This is a genomic window from Mucilaginibacter galii, from assembly GCF_014635825.1.
Classification (GTDB): domain Bacteria; phylum Bacteroidota; class Bacteroidia; order Sphingobacteriales; family Sphingobacteriaceae; genus Mucilaginibacter; species Mucilaginibacter galii.
The window spans coordinates 215,302-234,758 of record NZ_BMDO01000007.1; the positions used below are offsets into that span (position 1 = coordinate 215,302).

Annotated in this window: 17 protein-coding genes; 9 read left to right on the forward strand and 8 right to left on the reverse strand. The window is 44.5% G+C overall.

Annotated elements, in window-relative coordinates; translation table 11 throughout:
* Window positions 1–82 precede the first annotated feature (82 nt).
* Window positions 83–1,147 carry a hypothetical protein gene (locus tag IEV61_RS13900; protein ID WP_188417629.1) on the reverse strand — a complete coding sequence of 355 codons (1,065 nt, stop codon included), beginning with the start codon at window positions 1,145–1,147 and terminating at the stop codon, window positions 83–85.
* Between the two features lie 177 nt (window positions 1,148–1,324).
* On the opposite strand from IEV61_RS13900, the gene IEV61_RS13905 reads away from it, so the two are divergent.
* The 5 genes from IEV61_RS13905 (at window position 1,325) to IEV61_RS20740 (ending at window position 5,300) form a co-directional block, all read left to right on the forward strand.
* Window positions 1,325–2,614 (forward strand): PQQ-dependent sugar dehydrogenase, encoded by a 1,290-nt coding sequence (locus IEV61_RS13905; protein WP_229747141.1) that lies wholly within the window; start codon window positions 1,325–1,327, stop codon window positions 2,612–2,614.
* Window positions 2,614–3,060: a c-type cytochrome gene (locus IEV61_RS13910; protein ID WP_188417630.1), complete on the forward strand. Its 447-nt coding sequence runs from the start codon at window positions 2,614–2,616 to the stop codon at window positions 3,058–3,060. The genes IEV61_RS13905 and IEV61_RS13910 overlap by 1 nt, the downstream gene beginning before the upstream one ends.
* A 227-nt stretch (window positions 3,061–3,287) precedes the next feature.
* Window positions 3,288–4,190: a helix-turn-helix domain-containing protein gene (locus IEV61_RS13915; protein WP_188417631.1), complete on the forward strand. Its 903-nt coding sequence runs from the start codon at window positions 3,288–3,290 to the stop codon at window positions 4,188–4,190.
* A 70-nt stretch (window positions 4,191–4,260) separates the two neighbouring features.
* A complete protein-coding gene (locus IEV61_RS20735; RefSeq protein WP_308472330.1) occupies window positions 4,261–4,872 on the forward strand; it encodes an NAD(P)-dependent alcohol dehydrogenase in 612 nt (203 codons plus the stop codon).
* 53 nt (window positions 4,873–4,925) lie between these two features.
* The gene (locus IEV61_RS20740; RefSeq protein WP_308472331.1) at window positions 4,926–5,300 is read left to right on the forward strand and encodes a zinc-binding dehydrogenase; all 375 of its coding nucleotides are present in this window, start codon (window positions 4,926–4,928) and stop codon (window positions 5,298–5,300) included.
* Window positions 5,301–5,374: 74 nt separating this feature from the next.
* On the opposite strand, the gene IEV61_RS13925 is transcribed toward IEV61_RS20740, so the two are convergent.
* The 6 genes from IEV61_RS13925 to IEV61_RS13950 form a co-directional block, all read right to left on the reverse strand.
* Window positions 5,375–6,880, reverse strand: coding sequence for a choice-of-anchor I family protein (locus tag IEV61_RS13925; RefSeq protein ID WP_188417632.1), 1,506 nt, complete (start codon window positions 6,878–6,880; stop codon window positions 5,375–5,377).
* A 140-nt stretch (window positions 6,881–7,020) separates the two neighbouring features.
* Entirely contained in the window at window positions 7,021–7,539 is a 519-nt protein-coding gene (locus IEV61_RS13930; protein WP_188417633.1) for a hypothetical protein, read from the reverse strand.
* 353 nt (window positions 7,540–7,892) lie between these two features.
* The gene (locus IEV61_RS13935; RefSeq protein WP_188417634.1) at window positions 7,893–8,186 is read right to left on the reverse strand and encodes a hypothetical protein; all 294 of its coding nucleotides are present in this window, start codon (window positions 8,184–8,186) and stop codon (window positions 7,893–7,895) included.
* Between the two features lie 44 nt (window positions 8,187–8,230).
* Window positions 8,231–8,980, reverse strand: coding sequence for an ABC transporter ATP-binding protein (locus IEV61_RS13940; protein WP_188417635.1), 750 nt, complete (start codon window positions 8,978–8,980; stop codon window positions 8,231–8,233).
* Window positions 8,973–9,842 (reverse strand): ABC transporter permease, encoded by an 870-nt coding sequence (locus tag IEV61_RS13945; protein WP_188417636.1) that lies wholly within the window; start codon window positions 9,840–9,842, stop codon window positions 8,973–8,975. The genes IEV61_RS13940 and IEV61_RS13945 overlap by 8 nt, the downstream gene beginning before the upstream one ends.
* Before the next feature lie 2 nt (window positions 9,843–9,844).
* A complete protein-coding gene (locus IEV61_RS13950) occupies window positions 9,845–10,816 on the reverse strand; it encodes an ABC transporter substrate-binding protein (protein ID WP_188417637.1) in 972 nt (323 codons plus the stop codon).
* A 90-nt stretch (window positions 10,817–10,906) separates the two neighbouring features.
* Here IEV61_RS13950 and IEV61_RS13955 point away from each other — a divergent pair, with 90 nt between their 5' ends.
* The 3 genes from IEV61_RS13955 to IEV61_RS13965 all read left to right on the forward strand — a co-directional run bounded on the left by IEV61_RS13955 (window position 10,907) and on the right by IEV61_RS13965 (window position 16,015).
* A complete protein-coding gene (locus IEV61_RS13955) occupies window positions 10,907–12,049 on the forward strand; it encodes a methionine aminotransferase (protein ID WP_188417638.1) in 1,143 nt (380 codons plus the stop codon).
* A gap of 61 nt (window positions 12,050–12,110) precedes the next feature.
* Entirely contained in the window at window positions 12,111–12,890 is a 780-nt protein-coding gene (locus IEV61_RS13960) for an amidohydrolase (protein WP_188417639.1), read from the forward strand.
* Between the two features lie 77 nt (window positions 12,891–12,967).
* On the forward strand, window positions 12,968–16,015 hold the full coding sequence (locus IEV61_RS13965; protein WP_188417640.1) for a GH92 family glycosyl hydrolase: 3,048 nt from the start codon (window positions 12,968–12,970) through the stop codon (window positions 16,013–16,015).
* 93 nt (window positions 16,016–16,108) lie between these two features.
* Here IEV61_RS13965 and IEV61_RS13970 read toward each other — a convergent pair whose 3' ends face one another.
* Complete coding sequence (locus IEV61_RS13970) at window positions 16,109–16,987, reverse strand: polyphosphate kinase 2 family protein (protein ID WP_188417641.1); 879 nt, start codon at window positions 16,985–16,987, stop codon at window positions 16,109–16,111.
* A gap of 109 nt (window positions 16,988–17,096) precedes the next feature.
* Here IEV61_RS13970 and IEV61_RS13975 point away from each other — a divergent pair, with 109 nt between their 5' ends.
* On the forward strand, window positions 17,097–19,406 hold the full coding sequence (locus IEV61_RS13975; RefSeq protein WP_188417642.1) for a penicillin-binding protein 1A: 2,310 nt from the start codon (window positions 17,097–17,099) through the stop codon (window positions 19,404–19,406).
* The last annotated feature ends 51 nt before the right edge of the window (window positions 19,407–19,457 follow it).

A 19,457-nucleotide genomic window follows, 5' to 3' on the forward strand; every position in this document is an offset into this window, starting at 1 on the left:
AACAGAAAGGGCCGCTTTGACAAGCGGCCCTTTTTTCAATTGAGAAATATATATGATGGAGTGGTTATAGTAACCCGCTGTATTAATTTCCGGCTACCTGCATGCGGCCGCTTTCCATGGCATTTCTGCTAAAGTGCATACGGTCGGGCATGTTGTCGCGGCCATCGGCACCCCGGTTTCCGCCACGGTCGCCGTTTTGTCCGGCAGGGCGGGTGTCACCGCCACGGTTTGGCTGCCAGTTAGTATTGCTATCGCGGCTACCGTTTTGGTTAGATGGCTGGCTGTTTGAGTTAGATGGCTGGCTATAACCACCGCCCTGGCTATTATTGCCACGGTTTGGCTGCCAGTTGGTGTTGTTATCGCGGCCGCCGTTTTGGTTAGATGGCTGGCTATAACCTCCGCCCTGGCCATTATTGCCACGGCTTGGCTGCGCATTGTTGTTGCCATTATTTCCGCCTTGCTGTCCGCCCCAATTTGGGTTGTTACCGCCCTGGCCTCTGCCGGGTTTATTGGCGTCATTACGGTCGTTGCCCCTATCGTTGCTGCCATTCCAATTACCACGATTATTTCCCCTATCATTATTACCGTCGTTATCACGACCCCAGTTTCCACGGTTATCATCGCTGCGGTAACCGCCGTTGTTGCGGTTTGGCTGCCCGTAGCTGCCGCGGCCACCGGCATTGTTTGAATCGTATGGCGATGATGGTAAACGTCCGTAATTTCCGCGGTCATCGCGGCCTTGCGGTCTGCCGTAGGCATATTGGTCGTTACCCCAATTTCCGCCATGGTTACCATTGTACTTATTGCGATAATATTCGTGGTTAGCATACGGACGCTGAGCTCTTACCTCGTAACGGCGGACAGTGCGCCAGTCGTAATCATGGTAACGGCCGGGCAAGTAAGCGGCGTTAACCCAACGGCCGCCTCCATCCATATAATAGTAACAGCGCTCAGGTACCGAATAGTAGGCATCTACCTCGGGCAGGTAATAAAAATCATCGTACACTACAGCCGGGGCAATAGGTTTATGAAGATTGATAACCAGCGGCCCAATACGTAAACCTACGTTAACGCCAACTTGTGCTGCAGCATTTTGAGTAATTAAACCGCCTGCTGCTATGATGATTGATAAGACAAACTTTTTCATTTCTCGTTAATTTGCAGGTATGACATTAATTAAAGAGCCAAGGTTTAAGGCATCTATTAATATGTTTGTTGCAACATATAGCAATGCAAATGGTACAGGGTTTTGTATCAAAATTGTTGGCTTACGTATGTTGGCTATGCAAACGGAAATGTGTTAATTTGAGTACAACAATCAGTTATGAAATCTAAAGCAGTATTTTCTACAATTGTACCTATGCTGGCCGTTGCCGGTATGCTCTGGTATGGCTCTGGTATTAATAGCACAAGTGCAGTAGGCGCCGATGCCGATAATGCAGGCTTAAAGCTTCCGGCAGGTTTTGGTGCTTTAAGGGCAGCCGAAAATACAGGCAAAGCCAGGCACATCAGCGTAACCCCGGCCGGCGATATCTATGTTAAACTGGCGCGGCCTAAAGATGGCAAAGGCGTTTTGTTTTTGCACGATACCAACGGCGATGGCAAGATGGACGAAACGCAGGGCTTCGGCAACTACGGCGGCACAGGCATGTATATTAAAGACGGCTACTTATATGCCTCTTCTAACAGCGAGGTTTTCCGTTACAAACTGAACGATAAACAGCAGGTGATAGACCCTAACACTCCTGAAAAGATTGTGACTGGACTAATCGAGAAAAATCAGCACGAAACGAAATCATTAGTATTGGATAACGCGGGCAACATCTACGTAAATGTGGGTGCTTATTCAAACTCCTGCCAGGAAAAAGACCGTACTCCGGGTTCCATGGGCCAAAAGGGATGCCCTATTTTAGATTCGGCAGGCGGTATATGGCAATTTAAAGCTGATAAGCTTAACCAAACTTATGGCGATGGTGTACGCTATGCTACCGGTTTGCGCAATGTGGTTGGGTTAGACTGGAACCAGCAAAACAACCAGCTATTTGTAATGCAGCATGGCCGCGACCAACTGCATGATCTTTTCCCTGCTATGTACACCACACAACAATCGGCCATTTACCCTGCAGAATGCATGTATGCCCTTAAAAAAGGTGACAATGCCGGCTGGCCTTATATCTATTACGATCAGGATCAAAAGAAAAAGATCCTGGCACCTGAGTATGGCGGCGATTCTAAAAAAGAAGGTATGCCAGAGGCTATTACACCAGCGGTTGCTTTCCCTGGCCATATGGCGCCAAACGGTTTGCTTTTCTACACCGGCAGCCAGTTCCCCGAAAAATATAAAAACGGTGCCTTTATTGCTTTCCACGGTTCATGGAACCGTGCACCCGAACCTCAGGCAGGTTTCTTTGTGGTGTTTCAGCCGTTTAAAGGTGGCAAGCCTTTTGGCCAGTACGAAGTGTTTGCCGATGGCTTTACCGGTTCGCCAGAAAAAACAGCCAGCGGCCGCGCTGACCACAAGCCATGCGGACTGGCCCAAGGCCCCGACGGTTCTCTATACGTGAGCGACGATGTTAAAGGCACCATTTACCGCATAGTTTACAACAAAAAATAATGAAACGTTTTACACTCATATGCTTAACGGTGTTAACCGCAGTTACCACTTACACTACGGCGCAAAAAAGCCCGGCAAAAAAAAAGACTGCTACAAAAGCCACACTGGCAGCCGCATCATCTTTAGCTAACGGTAAACTGGTGTATACGCAAAACTGCCTCAGCTGCCACCAGGCAGATGGCGGCGGTGTATCAAACATGAATCCACCGTTAATTAAAACCACTTATGTACTGGGCGATAAAATACGCCTGGCTAAAATTGTGCTGAATGGCTTTAGCGAGAAAGTAGAGATCGAGGGTGATATATACTCTAACATTATGCCGTCGCTCAACTACCTAAGCAACCAGCAAATTGCCGATGTACTTACTTATGTACGCAGCAACTTTGGCAACAAAGCCAGCGCCGTGACTGTAGCTGAAGTAGCAAAGGCAAGGACTGGTAAATAGCCTTTTGCTAACGGCTGACAGTTCATTAAACCCCTCCCTGCCACCACACCGGCAGCCGCACCCTCCCCAAGGAGGGAATTTTATCAAGCTGCTTATAAAATGTAAAAAATAAAGGTCCCTCCCTCGGGAGGGCAGGGAGGGGTTCACAAAGTGCCCCCTCTTCTATTTACACCACAAGCGTCTTGCCCTATTGCCATTATCTTGTTTGAAATTCATAACTTTGATACATGAGCACTAAAGAAACTTTACACCAGTTCTATAGCCAGCATGTCGAAACAGTGCCTCAGGGGCAATTTAACGTTTTCAGGATAGAAGACTTTGGCTGCGCACGCACTTACCTGCCACCTAACCGCCGCGATTTTTATAAAGTTTCGTTTGTTACCCAAACCGAGGGCATCCTTTCTTACTCCGATAAATCTATTCATATTAAAGGCCCCTGCTTAACTTTCACTAATCCCATGATTCCTTATTCATGGCAACCCCTAAACGATACACCTTTGGGATACTTTTGTGTATTTACTGAGGATTTTATTGACAGCAGCCTGAGGAACGGCAGCTTAGCCCAATCGCCATTGTTTAAATTAGGCAACAACCACCTGTTTATTCCCCAGGAAGATAAGATCCCTTTCATCACCGGTATTTACGAAAACATGCTTGCCGAAATGCAGTCGAGCTATGTAAATAAGCACGAACTGGTAAAAAGCTACCTTCAAATTTTAATGCATGAAGCGTTGAAAATGCAACAGCCCGATCATTACTACCAAGCAGGTAATGCTTCGCAACGCATAAGTGCTTTGTTTATTGAGTTGCTGGAGCGCCAGTTCCCTATTGATTCTCCCAGCCAAATCATCCGCCTTAAAAATGCTAACGAGTACGCCACGCAGTTGGCCGTTCATACCAACCACCTTAACAGGGCTTTAAAAGAAACTACCGGCAAAACCACCAGCGAGTGGATAGCCGAAAAAGTTATCCAGGAAGCTAAAGCCTTGCTGTTGCACAGCAGTTGGGATATCGCCCAAATTGGCTATTGCCTTGGCTTTGAACATTCATCCAACTTTAACATTTTCTTTAAAAAAGAAACCGGGCACACGCCTAATCAATTCCGTAAGGAGGCTGTTTCCATTTCATAACATCTTGTTTGATTGGCATAATTTCACACCTCGCCCACACGGTATCTTTGAAACATAAACAGATACCAAAATGATACAAACCAAAGGATATGCAGCACAAAGTGCTGAAACAGATTTAGCGCCCTGGAATTTTGAGCGCCGCGAGGTTGGTCCGCACGATGTTTTGATTGACATTAAGTACTGCGGTGTTTGCCACTCCGACCTTCATAACATTAAAAACGATTGGTTCCCGGGTGTTTTCCCGATGGTACCGGGGCATGAAATTGTGGGAATAGTTTCGGCAACCGGCGCACACGTAAGTAACTTCAAAGTTGGTGAACGTGTGGGTGTAGGCGTGCTGGTAGATTCGTGTAGGCACTGCGACGAATGTAACCATGGCCTTGAACAAGCTTGTATGATAAGCCCGGTACTTACTTACAACAGCATTGGGCATGATGGTGCACCTACTTATGGAGGCTACTCCAACAACATTGTGGTTGACGAACGTTTTGTGCTTCACGTTTCGGACAAGTTGGACTTTGCCGCTGTTGCGCCGTTATTATGTGCAGGCATTACTACTTATTCGCCCCTACGCAACTGGAAAATTGGCAAAGGCCACAAACTGGCCGTAGTTGGTTTAGGCGGCTTAGGGCACATGGCCGTAAAGTTTGGCGTGGCTTTCGGTGCCGAGGTACCATCCTGAGTACATCGGCTAAAAAACAGAAAGATGCGGAGAGCTTAGGCGCTCATCACTTTGTGGTAACCACAGATGAAGCACAGGTTACTACGGTAAAGAATACATTCGATTTCATTATAGATACCGTTTCGGCCAAGCATGACCTGAACCTGTACTTAGGAATGCTTAAAACCAACGGTACCCTCATTTGCGTTGGCGCACCGGCCGAACCCTATCAAATTCATGCCTTTTCGCTTTTAGCCGGTAATAAAACCATAGCCGGATCTGGTGCGGGTGGCCTTCCTCAAACCCAGGAAATGCTTGACTTTTGCGCCGAACATAACATTACCTCGGATATTGAGCTAATAGACATGGCAAACATCCATGATGCTTTTGACCGCATGGTGAAAGGCGATGTACGTTACCGTTTCGTGATAGACCTGGCCACGTTGTAACAATAACAAACCTTTAACACAACAAGGGCCGGTTCAATATTGAACCAGCCCTTGTTGTTTAGTGAATTAATTGGTTATATCGCTTTAGGCGAATAAATCTTAATTTGTCCATCATCTTCACTGCTTACTACCAGCAAACTTCTTTTGGTAGGGCTTTTTGCAGCAGGGATGATAAGCACACCTTCAGGGGCATCGCCGCATTTAAGCAGTTGCAAAAACACAGGCTTAGTTGGCGTAGTGATATCGTAAACGGCAACAGCATCTACCCTTTCCATACCTATAAAGGCTACCATTTTATTTCCTATTTTGCCAATGGCCATACCTTCCGCTTCTACTGATTTATCATCGCTGCGGTTATCATCGTAATAACCTGCGGCTACCGTTTTAGCATCAAGCTCGTTTTTGCTGTCGAATATCTGCGTACCATCTAATCCGTTCCACACACTGAAAGAACGTGCGCCGAAAGAATACAAGGCGTCGTAATCGCCGTCACCGTCAATATCGCCCAAGGTTTTGGTTACGTTTAGGCGGCCTAATTGGGCATCCTTTTTCAGGTTAGCGGCATCAGGAAAAGCGGTTGGATCTAAGGTCAGATTTTTTACGCGCTCGGCTTCTACAAAGGCCGTATACTCACGGGCATCACCCTCGTTAGCGGTGAACAGGTATGGGATATTATTCGATGTAAAAACTGAAATAGCATCGGGCATGTAAATGCCTTTCACATTCCATTTGGCGGGCACGCCTACCTTATCGTCTTTATCGCTCGGATCAATTTCATTACCGGCTGTGCTATAATCTTTAAAACCCAGCGGAAAGATGCTGGTGATAGTTTTAGAAGCCAAGTCAATTTTTGCAATACCATTATTTTCCTGTAAGGTCACCCAAGCAGTTTTCGAATCTTCTGATACAGTAATGTATTCCGGCTCAATGTCTTTTAGAAAATCATTACCCGGGCCAAAAATGCGGAAACCTTTAGCAGCCAAAGCAGCTTTTTGCGACACAAAAGCCGAAAAATCTATGGTAGTTACCGCGTAATTGTTATCTACCGAAATAATAGAAACCGTTCCGGCAGGGTCATTGGTGTAAGCGGCATTGGGTTCTCCCTCGTTGGCGGTCAAGATGAATTTACCATCGGGCGAGTAAGTTACCATATCGGGCAAGGCACCAACGTTAATCACTTTTACCTCGCTGTTATCGCTCGTATTAAACACCGCTACTTTACCGTTGGCTTGTTTATCGGTAGATTCAATAGCCGCCGCTAATTTACCGTTGTATACAGCAACGCTATTCACCGCACCACCGTAAGGCTGCATCTGGATAGACGAAATTACTTTCATAGCAGCCGGGTCTTTAAAATCAACCACGTCGATCTTGTTTACCGTGCCGTTATTTACCACGAACAAACGGTTAGTAACCGGGTCAAAAGCTGTAATTTCGGCGGCACCAGCGTCGCCAATATCTATAGAGCCCACTTCAGTAAACGTCGAAGGGTCTTCGTTTACCTCAGCTGCGTTATTTTTGTCCTTTTTACAGCTAACAAAGCCGGCTGCCAGTAGCACCAATAGTAAATAGTGTTTCATACGATAAATGAGTATTGTTGAAACTGCAAAACTATTAAGCCATTGTTAAGCCCTATGGTAAAGTAAATTAAGTGTTCATTAAATTATAACCGTTAGTGTAAACTTTAAAGCGCCGCCTCTGTAAAGAGACGGCGCTTGTATTAAGCTAAGCTATACCTAAATGCAGCCGAGCGTTGCCGTTTAGCTTCCAGCCGTTCCAAACTTTCATCAATATATTGCAATGCCGATTTGCGTGTGGCTATTGCATAGGCCTGTTCATAGTAGGTGTGCGCCGCTGTAAGCTTTTGATTTTTTTCGGCCTGCTTGCCAAGCAAAATATAAACGTTGCATTGGTCAACACCGGGTGTTTGCAAAGCTTTGCTACCGGCCGCCTCTAGTGCCTTTTCCATATTTAAAAAGGCAAGCAGTTTCAGATAATGCACATACACATCTGGAAACGCCGGCTCCAATTCGGTGCAGGTTTTAAAACAATAACCAGCCTGCTGGTAATCTTTTAATTGGTAATAGTACAATAAACCCAACTGGTAATATGCCCGGGCATACAAAGGTTCGGCAGCTATAATTTCATTAAGTAATTGTAGGCTTTTAGGAGTTTCGCCATACTGGTACTCCTCCACTGCCTGTAAGTACTTTTCATCAATAGTATAATAAGTGTCCATGATAAACGATAAATGGAAACCGGCTCAATAATAATCCGGTTGTAATTCAATAAAAAATGATTTGAAAGGTTCTGATCTAAACACGATCAGCATGAAGGCAGGAAAGCTATTTAACGGCAAAACCCTCCTGCATCAGCCCCATGGGCCGCGTAAGTAACGCTTGGCAGAAATGATTTAGAATTAGCATTGTTAAAAATTTGCACAAATATACAAATTTCAATTAACAAAAAAAGATGAGGTAATTGCCCCCGTATAAAGGGATTAGTGTAGTATGTGATTACCATCCCGGTAAGCCAAAGTAATTTAGCGCAACCGGAATGGTAACCGAGGCAGATTTTTATAAAATGATATAATTAACTGGCTAAACCAAGGCTGGTTAACGCAGACGGAACCTGTGCAGCTGCCATGATAGGCATATTTACATTTACACCTTCAATTACATAGTGGTCTTTTAATTCTTTTTCGCTTACAATTACGCTAAAATCATTGAATTTAACGCCGTCTTCATAGGGGTAAACGGTATAACCACGTTTATCGGGGTCATAACTGCCAAGTTCAAATATTTCTTCGTGTTTAATGCCCTTAATTTTAGCGCCTTGCACTAATTGGTAAGCATCTTTGATTGGTGCAAATTGATTGTTTTTCATAGATACACCTGCTAATACAATTACTTTGCCATTATTGGGGTTAACTAACTAAACCATTCAAATAAATCATTTTGCGTTAAATTTAATTTTTTTTCGCTCGAAAAATCTTTGATCACTTTTCCTTCGGCCATATGAATAAGCCGGTTACCATGCGTGTGCGCATCTTTTAGGTTATGAGTGATTAAAATAGCGGTCAGTTTAAAATCGGCAATCAGCTTATCTGCGGTTTCCATTACCAACCTGGCCGATCGGGGGTCTAAAGCTGCGGTAGGTTCATCAAGCAGTAAAATCTTGCACTCGTCCATCACACTCATGAGCAATGTTAACGCCTGCCTTTGTCCGCCCGATAGCGTGCCCATGGGTTGCATCAGTTTGTTCTCCAAACCCATGTCAAGCAAAGCTATCTTTTCTTGTACCTCCTTCTTAAAGACATTATTTGTTCCAATGCGCAAACCCTTGCTTTGCGTACGTAATGCAGCCAGCCTAAAGTTATCCAGAATGCTCAGATCGGGAGCAGTTCCACTTAAGGGATTTTGGAAAACACGTGCTATCCAGCGGCTGCGCTGATAGTCGTGCAGGCGGGTAACAGGATGGTTATCAATTTCTATAATGCCGCTACCTGGCAACGTACTACCGGCAATTAAGTTAAGCAGCGTGCTCTTGCCCGAACCATTGGCACCAACAATAACCACATAATCCTGAACCGAAATGGTTAGGCTTAGATCTTCAATGGCTTTTACCTCATTGGCTTTGCCTCGGTTAAATGTTTTGCTTATGTTCTCCAGCTTAATCATGACTCCTGAAAGATAAACGTGGCAAACTAACAATTAACAGCACCAAAACAGCTGTAACCACTTTAAGCAAATTAGGATTTACCCCTACGGCTAACGTTACGGCAAGCACCAGTTGAAATACGATGGTTCCGGCTAAAACCAAGAGCAAGCTGCCCCAAACCGAGGTAATGCGCAACCAGCCTATAAGCGTTTCGCCTATAATAACAGATCCTAATCCAATAATTACGATACCTACGCCCATGCTAATATCTGCAAAGCCTTGTTGTTGGGTAATGAGGAAACCGCTTAAAGCGGTCAGGGCGTTTGCCAAAGCCAACCCGATGATCTTCATACGGTCGGTATTTACACCCAGTGCCCTGATCATGGTTTCGCTGTTGCCCGTGGCACGCATGGCTATACCAAAATCAGTTTTGAGCAGGTAGCCTATAAAACCTGTAAGCACAGCAACAATGACCAGCAGTATGATAAACGTATTCACATTTACATCGGCGGTAAAATTCAGTACGTTGAAAATAGATGCCGTACCAATAAGCGGCAAGTTAGAGCGCCCTGCAATGGTTAGATTCACAGAATATAATGCCGTCATAACCAGGATTCCCGCCAGTAGTGCGTTTATCTTGAGCTTGGTATGTATTAAGCCGGTTATGGCTCCGGCTAATCCACCTGCCAATAGTACTACCACTATGCTGATGTATAGTGGGTAGGCGTGCGTAAGCGTAACGCCTGTTACAATACCGCCTAAAGCATAGCTTCCATCGGTAGTTATATCGGGGATGTTGAATATTTTCATGGAGATGTAAATACCCAACGCAATGCCCGAAAAGCATAGTCCCTGTAATAAAGCGGTGAGGTAAAAATCCATAACTATTTTACAGCCTCAAAGTTTGCCGGTATGGTTACGTTGTATTTTTTAGCCGCAGCAGCGTTATAAACCCGTTTACGCACCTTTACCATTTCGGGCTTTAAACCATCGGTTTTATGTGTTTTTAAATATTGTGCGGCCTGCACGCCCGATTGGTAACCCCACTGATAAATATCGGCACCAAAAGCCGCCACCGCACCACGCTGCACCAAACCGGCTTCGCTGGTAAAAATGGGAACATTTTTTTGCTCGCAGCTTTTTAAGATGGTTTCAAAGGCTGCAAACACAGTATTATCGGGATTTGCAAAAAAAGCATCAATATTTTTATCTAATAGCGATTGCGTAACCAGTTGCGCCTCAGCCGATGAATTGAGCGGCAATGCCAGCAAGGTCACATTTAGCTTACCTGCCAGTTCCTTAATACGCTGCATGGCATCGGCCGACTGTGGTTCCGATTGGTTATAGATCATTCCTACCACCAGTTTGCCTTGCTTGGGTTTCAATAATTTAGGGATCAAAGAAAAAGAAGTATCAATGTAATTGAGGTCTTCTACCGTACCAAATAAATTGGCCGGCGCCTTGCCCTGCGCATCTAATAAATGTGCGCGCTCAGGCGTAGGCGATACCATCATAAAAATAGGAATGGTCTTGGTTTTTTGCGATGCCGTAACCGATGATAGCGTGGTACTGGTGGCCAGCAGGTCTACAGGCTCAGATACAAAATAGTTAACAATCTGGGTAAGCGTGGGTATACTTCCCTGCGCATTTTTATATTCTATTTTAAGATTTCCTTTTTGTTCGCTAAAGCCGTTTTTGGCCAATGCATCGGTAAAACCGGTTTTAGCCTGGGCAATGGTAGCATCCTCAAAAGCATCAACAAATCCCACTACAGTTACATTTTTATCTTTTTTGGGCTTACAGGCTGTAACACATAACAGCACTATAAATATGAAAAGGTAAGAGTTGCGCTTCATTGTACTAAAGTAGTCAATTGTGAAGTATAGCCACATATACTTTTTAATAAGCCCCCATTTTTTACTTCTAATTAACTAATTTCGCCATTAATGATGTCCCTGTCTAAACTTCCGCATACCGGCACCACTATATTTTCTGTAATGTCGGCCCTTGCAAATGAGGTTGGCGCAATCAATTTATCTCAGGGTTTTCCTGATTATGATTGTGCTCCTCAGCTAATTGACCTGGTTACCCAAGCCATGAAAGATGGCCATAACCAGTACGCACCTATGCCTGGCCTGCTGCCATTGCGTGAGCAAATTGCTTACAAAACCGAGAAGCTGCACGGCGCTGTTTACAACCCCGATACCGAAATTACCATTACGGCAGGGGGCACGCAAGCCATTTTTACGGCTATTTGCGCCGCTATACATCCTAATGATGAGGTAATAGTTTTTGAGCCTGCTTATGATTGTTATGCCCCTGCCATTAAATTGATGGGCGGCACGGTAAAATCAATGGAGCTGGAACCGCCCGACTATCGCATTAACTGGGAAATGGTGAAAAGGCTCATTAGCAACCGTACGCGAATGATCATTTTGAATTCGCCGCACAACCCAACGTCTACCATTTTGCATGAAGAAGATATTAAGGAGCTGGAAGCGCTGGTAAAAAACCGGGACATTTTGATCTTGAGCGATGAAGTTTACGAGCACTTAATTTTCGATGGACAAACACATCACAGTATGGCCCGTTACCCCGAATTGCAGCAGCGCAGTTTCATCGTATCATCATTTGGCAAACTGTTTCATACCACCGGCTGGAAATTAGGGTACTGCCTTGCCCCTGCTGCCATGACCGCTGAGTTCCGCAAAATACATCAATATATGGTGTTTAGTGTGAATACGCCTATGCAGGTAGCTATAGCACAATATTTAAAAAACGAAGAGAGTTACCTTGGCCTTGCAGAACTATTTCAGCAAAAGCGTGATTATTTCCGCAAAGGACTGGCGCAAACCCGTTTTGAACTGCTGCCATGTTCGGGTTCTTACTTTCAATCGGTGCAATACAATGGCATAAGCGATGAAAAGGATACTGATTTTGCCATGCGCATAACCAAAGAGTTTGGAGTGGCTTCTATACCGGTATCTGCGTTCTACAGCAAAGGCACAGATCATCATGTGTTGAGATTTTGCTTTGCCAAAAAGCAAGAAACGTTAGATAAAGCCGTTGAAAGATTAATTAAGTTGTAAATTTTTAGTTAATTGCAGCAGTACAAGCTCCTGTATATAACCAGTTTATAAGCCGTTTCCTATGGATAATTTGAAAATTACTACCTATCAGGGCTATCTTTTTTGGGAAAATATTGACAAAAACCTGCAAAATATTTCGTTGCGGTTATCGGGCATACGCACCAATACCGACCTTATTGTTTTGCCCGAAATGTTTAATACCGGCTTTACCATGAATGCCGAAAAGCTGGCCGAGCTCATGAATGGTAAAACCATGCAGTGGATGCACACCACGGCGCAAAAATTTGCCTGCGTAGTAACGGGTAGTTTGATCATCAGCGAAAACGGGAAATATTATAACCGGCTCATATGGATGCGCCCCGATGGCACTTTTGAGAGTTATGATAAACGCCATTTATTTGCTTTAAGCAATGAGCACGAAACCTACACGGCAGGTACAAAAAAGCTGTTGGTAGAATTGAAAGGCTGGATTATTTGCCCGGTAATATGTTACGACCTGCGTTTCCCGGTATGGCTGCGTAATGTTAATGAAGTTTATGATTTACTGTTGGTAGTGGCTAACTGGCCCGAACGCCGCTCCCTGCACTGGCGTACCCTTATACCGGCCCGCGCCGTAGAAAACCAAAGTTATGTAATAGGTTTAAACCGTTTCGGCTACGATGGTAACGAGGTTTTTCACTCAGGCGATTCTATGTGTATTGACCCTAATGGCAAGGTGATCTACTACAAGCCAAACGAAGAAGACCTTTATACCTTCAGCATTAATTACGAAGAGCTTGAAAAAACGCGCCGTGCCCTCCCCTTTTTAAAAGATGCCGACGAATTTACTTTAGACGAGTAAGTTGTGTATTCCTAATTAATATTGCGCTTTCATATTAAACTGCTTATTTTGCATAAAACCAAGTAGTTTATATTCCTATGTTCATTAAATTAGTTAAGCAAGCGTCGTTCCTATTATTGCCTTGTTTAATCCTCATAGCTCCGCCAAACGCATCTGCTCAAAAAAAGAAAAAAGACTATACGCCGTTAGTTAACCCTTTTGTAGGTACCGGCGGGCACGGGCATACGTTCCCGGGCGCTACCGTTCCTTTCGGTATGGTGCAGTTAAGCCCCGATACTCGTCTAGAAGGTTGGGACGGATGCTCGGGCTATCATTATTCTGACACTACCGTTTACGGTTTCTCGCATACGCATTTAAGTGGCGTTGGCATCCCCGATTACTGCGACATCTTATTTATGCCTACCGTGGGCGTACCCCGCCTGCAAAACACCGATTACCGTTCGGGCTTTAAAAAGGTAAACGAAGTGGCTTCGCCGGGTTATTATAAAACCACGCTCGATAAATATAATGTAGAAGTTGAACTCACCGCTACCCAGCGCGCCGGTTTACATCAGTACACTTATCCTTCTACAAATCAGGCCAATATTATCATAGATCTTAAGCACCGCGATAAAGTTTTAAACTCCTGGATTGAAGTGGTGAACGATCATGAGATCAGGGGTTTTCGCCAGTCGGAGTCGTGGGCAAAGAATCAGTACGTATATTTTCACGCCAAGTTTTCTAAGCCTTTTAAAACTTATGGCATAGCGTCGAACGATGTAATTCAGCAAGGCAAACAGCGGTTGGATGGTACTAACATTAAAATGTTTATACAGTTTGACGACCCAAAAGAGGTATTGGTAAAGGTGGGCATATCATCGGTAAGTGCCGAGGGCGCCCTGAAAAACCTGGATGCGGAGATCAAAGATTTTGACTTTAAACAAGTTCAAAAGCAAGCTAAAGCCAGTTGGAATACCGAACTATCTAAAATAGATGTAGAAGGAGGCTCGCCGCCCGCACCGCAAGGCCAGCAGAATATGAACAACCCATACGGGTATGGTTACAACAATGCACCAAAGCGCAGCGCTCCGGTTGTTGATTATGGAAAGGTAAAGCAGACTATTTTCTATACCGCCTTGTATCATACCATGATGGCACCCAACATTTACAATGATGTTGACGGGCAATACCGTGGTTTAGACGGGCAAGTTCACACCGCGCAAGGCTTTAACTATTATACAGTTTTTTCGCTATGGGATACCTTCCGTGCCGAACACCCGCTGCTTGCGCTGATTGATAAAAAACGCACGCTCGATTTCATCAAAACTTTCCTGGCCATGTACGATCAAACCAAGGTATTACCAGTTTGGCCGCTGGCATCTGATGAAACTTTTTGTATGATAGGCAACCATGCTATCCCCGTTATTGTAGATGCTTACAGTAAAGGAATCCGCGATTTTGATGCCGGTAAGGCCCTTGAAGCCATGAAAGCAAGCACCAGCCGCAACCAGTTTGGCCTGGCATCGTACAACCAAAAAGGTTTAGTAATGGGCGATGAGGAAAATGAGTCGGTATCCAAAACCCTGGAGTACGCTTACGACGACTGGTGTATTGCCCAAATGGCTAAAATGATGGATAAACCGCAGGATTACACTACTTACATTAAACGCTCGCAATACTGGAAAAACGTTTACAATAATCAAAACGGCTTTATGCAGGCAAGGGTTAACGGTAGCTGGTATACGCCCTTTGAGCCTACCGAGGTCAATAATAATTACACCGAAGGTAACGCCTGGCAGTATAGCTTTTTTGTGCCGCAGGATGTAGAAGGATTAGCTACGGCCATGGGCGGCATGCAAAAATTCGAAATTAAGCTGGATGAACTATTCACGACTAAAGCAGCGCTAAGCGGGCGCGAGCAGTCGGACATTACAGGTTTAATTGGCCAGTACGCACACGGTAACGAGCCCAGCCACCACATGGCTTACCTGTATAATTTTACCGCCGATCCCGAAAAAACGCAGGTGGTGGTCAACAATATTATGCGCACGCAGTACAGCAATAAGCCCGACGGTTTAGCCGGTAATGAAGATTGCGGGCAAATGTCGGCCTGGTATGTGATGAGTGCTTTGGGTTTATACAACATTGCACCCGGACAGCAGCAGTTCCAGGTGGGTTTGCCGCAGTTTGAAAAAACTGTAATCAATTTAGAGAACGGCAAAAAGTTTACCGTATTAAACTCGGGCACGGCGGTAAGCCTGAGCAATACTTACCTGCAAGGCATGAACTTTAATAAAAAGCCTTACAGTAAGTTGTTCATAGATTATAAAGACATAGCCGATGGAGGTGAGTTTGAGCTTTTTACCGGAAGGCTGCCGAATAAATTATTTGTACAGGAACTGGAGAAGCCGGTATCGCAGGTAACCGACTCGCTCATTGTACCTAACCCCTGTTTTATTAGCACAGCTCAAACCTTTAAGCAGCAAATCTTTGTGGCTATGAACTGTGCCGACCCGGCTGCTAAGATCTATTACACTATGGATGGCAGCTTACCAACCAACAGATCAAACAGCTATACCAATCCCATCGCGCTTTATGGCACCACAACACTCAGGGCCATTGCTATTAAAAATGGCGTAAGCAGCTTTGTAAACACCGGAACATTTACACTGCTAAAGGGTAACAACAAGATATCGCTCACTAACAAATACCTTCGCAACTATGCAGCCGCAGGCGATGAAGCGCTGATTGATGGTCTTTACGGCACCAGCAACTGGCGCATGGGTAATAACTGGCAAGGCTACCAGAATAACGATCTGGAAGCTATTGTTGATATGGGTCAGGTGAAAACGGTAAAACAGGTTTCGCTAACCACCCTGCAAGATACCCGCGCCTGGATTGTATTTCCAAAAGAGGTTCAATATTCGGTTTCTGACGATGGCAGAACATACCGCCAACTAGTTACGGTGAAAACCAAAGTAGGCGTAGACAGTATGTCGCCGCAAACAAAGGCCTTCACCGCAACTTTAAATACTAAAGCGCGCTACATTAAAGTAATTGCCAAACAGTACGGTCCGCTTCCTCAATGGCACGAGAGCAAAGGCAGCCCATCGTACATCTTTGCCGATGAGATAAGCATACAGTAAGCCCCTCCTAAATCCTCCCCGGGAGGGAGGACTTTAAAGAAAGACCATACAACTCCCTCCCTCCCGGGGAGGGCTGGGGAGGGGTTGACGGGCTTACTCCTCCTCCAGCATGCTTTTAATTTCGCCTAACTTTCCGGCTTCATCTTCGGGCAACTTAGGGTATTTGAGATCGAGCTTTTTGAGCGTATCTACAATAATGGTAGAGATGGCAATTCGGGTAAACCACTTTTTATCGGCAGGGATAATGTACCAGGGTGCATCTTCAGTGGCTGTGGCATTAATGGCATCTTCGTAAGCTTCCATATAATCTTTCCAACGTTTGCGTTCCTCAATGTCGGCAGCAGAAAACTTCCAGTTTTTAGAGGTATCATCAATACGCTTCAGAAAACGCTCTTTCTGCTCGTCTTTAGATACGTTCAGGAAAAACTTAATAACCACCGTACCGCTCCGGGTAATGTGCTCCTCAAACGAGCGAATGCTGTCGTAGCGTTTTTTCCAAAAGCCTTTATCCAGATCTTTTTCACTTTTAATACCCGGTATATTTTCGTTCATCACATAGCTGGGATGCACTTTGGTCACCAATACGTTTTCGTAATGCGAGCGGTTATGTACCCCTATGCGGCCGCGTTCGGGCAAGGCCTTGTAATGCCGCCATAAAAAATCGTGATCATACTCTTCGGCGCTGGGCTGTTTAAAGCTGTAAACCTGGCATCCCTGTGGGTTAACGCCCGATAAAGTGTGCTTAATAGCGCTATCCTTACCAGCTGCATCCATGGCTTGAAATATAATTAACAGGCTGTATTTATTAGCGGCATACAGACGGTTTTGCAGCTCGGCAGTCTGCAAAACCAGGTCGGCTAAAATGGTTTCAGCATCATCTTTTTTGTATCCTGAAGAAAAAGAAGTATCAAAGTCTTTAAGGGAAATTTTCTTGTCACCAGTAATTTTAAAATTGTTAGTTATATTTTGCATAGATAAAATAGATTTGTACGATGTTAACTTAAAATTTAGCTGCAAAAATTCCGTTATTGGTATTTGTTTGCCAGCTAAGCGTTAACTGTATAACTTACAACTACATCCAATGTTTAAAAGTGTCCGCATAAGATTTCTACGCTACCTGCTTATCTTTATATACTTTGTTATCATTTTCCTGTGTTCTATAGAACTTAATTTCATGGGGGTTTTTGGCTACTCGCCTGATTATAAGGATATAAAAAATCCAACCATGTCGGTCTCCTCCGAAGTTTATACCGCCGATGGTAAATTATTGGCCAAGTTTTACAAAGAAAACCGTTCTCCAATTGAGTATAAAAATTTATCGCCTTACCTCATTAATGCACTAATTGCTACCGAAGATGTGCGCTTTTATAAGCATAACGGTGTAGATTACTATGGCTTTTTAAGCGGTTTAATTTCTACCGCCAAGGGTGACAGGCGCGGCGCGAGTACGATTACGCAGCAGTTAGCCAAAAATTTATTCAATACCCGTAAGAGAAAATCGCAAGGCTTCATCAGGCATATACCGGTTATACGTACCATTGTTTACAAATTTAAAGAGTGGCTTACTGCCTTTAAAATTGAACATGTATATAGCAAACAACAAATTTTAACGCTGTATTTTAATACCGTGCCTTTCGGCAATAATTCTTTCGGTATAAAAACAGCTACCCTAAAATATTTTAATAAAACACCCGATAACGTTACCCCAGCCGAGGCGGCTACCTTAATAGGTATGCTTAAGGCTACCTCTACGTATAACCCCATTCGTAATCCGGCTAAATCTATAGAACGTCGTAATACGGTGTTGAGCCAAATGGAAAAGTATGGCTATATTAAGAAGCCGGTTTACGATACCAGCGTTACCAAACCTATTGGCTTAAACTTAAGCCATGTGGAAGAAGAAGGTCAGGGCGATTCGTACCTGCGTGCCGCTGTAGAGAAGTGGCTGGACAAATGGTTAAAAGCTAACGACTACGACCTGTATGAAGATGGCCTGAAAATTTATACTACCATTGACTCTAAACTTCAGCAATATGCAGAAGAAGCCGTAGCCGAAAAAATGAAGATGCTGCAAAAGCGCTTCAACAATATATGGCGAGGTAAAAACCCATGGCGCGATTCTAAAGGGAACGAAATCGTAGATTTCCTGCTGAAAGCCGAGCAGCGTCTGCCTATTTATAAATTGCTGGTGAAAAAGTATAATGGTGATACCACGCAGATCAATAAATACTTTGAAGCCCCTAAGCGCATGAAGGTATTTACCTGGAATGGCGAACAGGATACGACATTCTCCAGCGTGGACTCCATTAAATACTACACCAAATTATTAAACACCGGTATGATGACCATTGAACCCTCAACCGGTTACATCAAAGTTTGGGTAGGCGGCATCGACAATAAGTACTTTAAATACGATCACGTAAACCAGGCCAAGCGTCAGGCAGGCTCTACCTTTAAGCCGTTTGCATATCTAACGGCTATTGACCAAGGCCACTCCCCCTGCGATAAATTTACCGACAAACCGGTGTCTATTCCTTACACCGAGGATGGAAAGCAGGAAGTTTGGGAACCTAAGAACGCCGATTTCAATTTCTCTTACCGGGAAATGTCATTACGTTGGGCTATGGGTAAATCGGTAAACTCCATTACCGCACAAATTACCCAGGAGGTGGGTTGGGATAAAGTGGTGGAATATGCGCATAAATGCGGTATAGAAAGTCCATTGAAAGCAGTTCCATCGGTGTCTTTGGGTTCAAACGATGTTTCGGTTTACGAAATGGTGCGTGCTTACAGTACCTTCCTTAACAAAGGTGAAAAAATTGACCCGCTGTTGGTAACCCGTGTAACCGATCATAACAATAACCTTATTACCGAATTCAAACTTAAATCGACCCGGGTTATAAGCGAGGAAACTGCCTGGTTAATGCTCTACATGTTCCGTGGTGGTATGGAAGAACCGGGAGGCACCTCACAAGCACTTTGGGAGTACCCTATTCTCTGGAAAAAGAACAGCAACCAAATTGGTGGTAAAACCGGTACATCATCAGATTATGTAGATGGCTGGTACATGGGAATTACCAAAGACTTAATTACAGGAATTTGGGTAGGCGCCGATGACCGCAGCGTGCACTTCAATTCATCAGAAAGCGGCGAAGGCTCGCATACGGCGTTGCCAATATTCGGGTCTTTTATGGAGAAAGTATATTCTGATCCAAAATCGGGTTACACGTATGGCCCGTTCCCTAAGCCATGGAGTAAAATTACCAAACCTTACATGTGCGAGTCGCCACGAATATCGAGAGACACTTCTTCGGCAACCGATAGCTTATCGGCACCGGCAGATAGCGGCATTGTGGCCCCACCAGATACCAGCACCAATAATAATCAGTAAAGTATAGGCTTTGTAAAGCTTTATTTAATAAATTTAACCTCAACGTTTTCT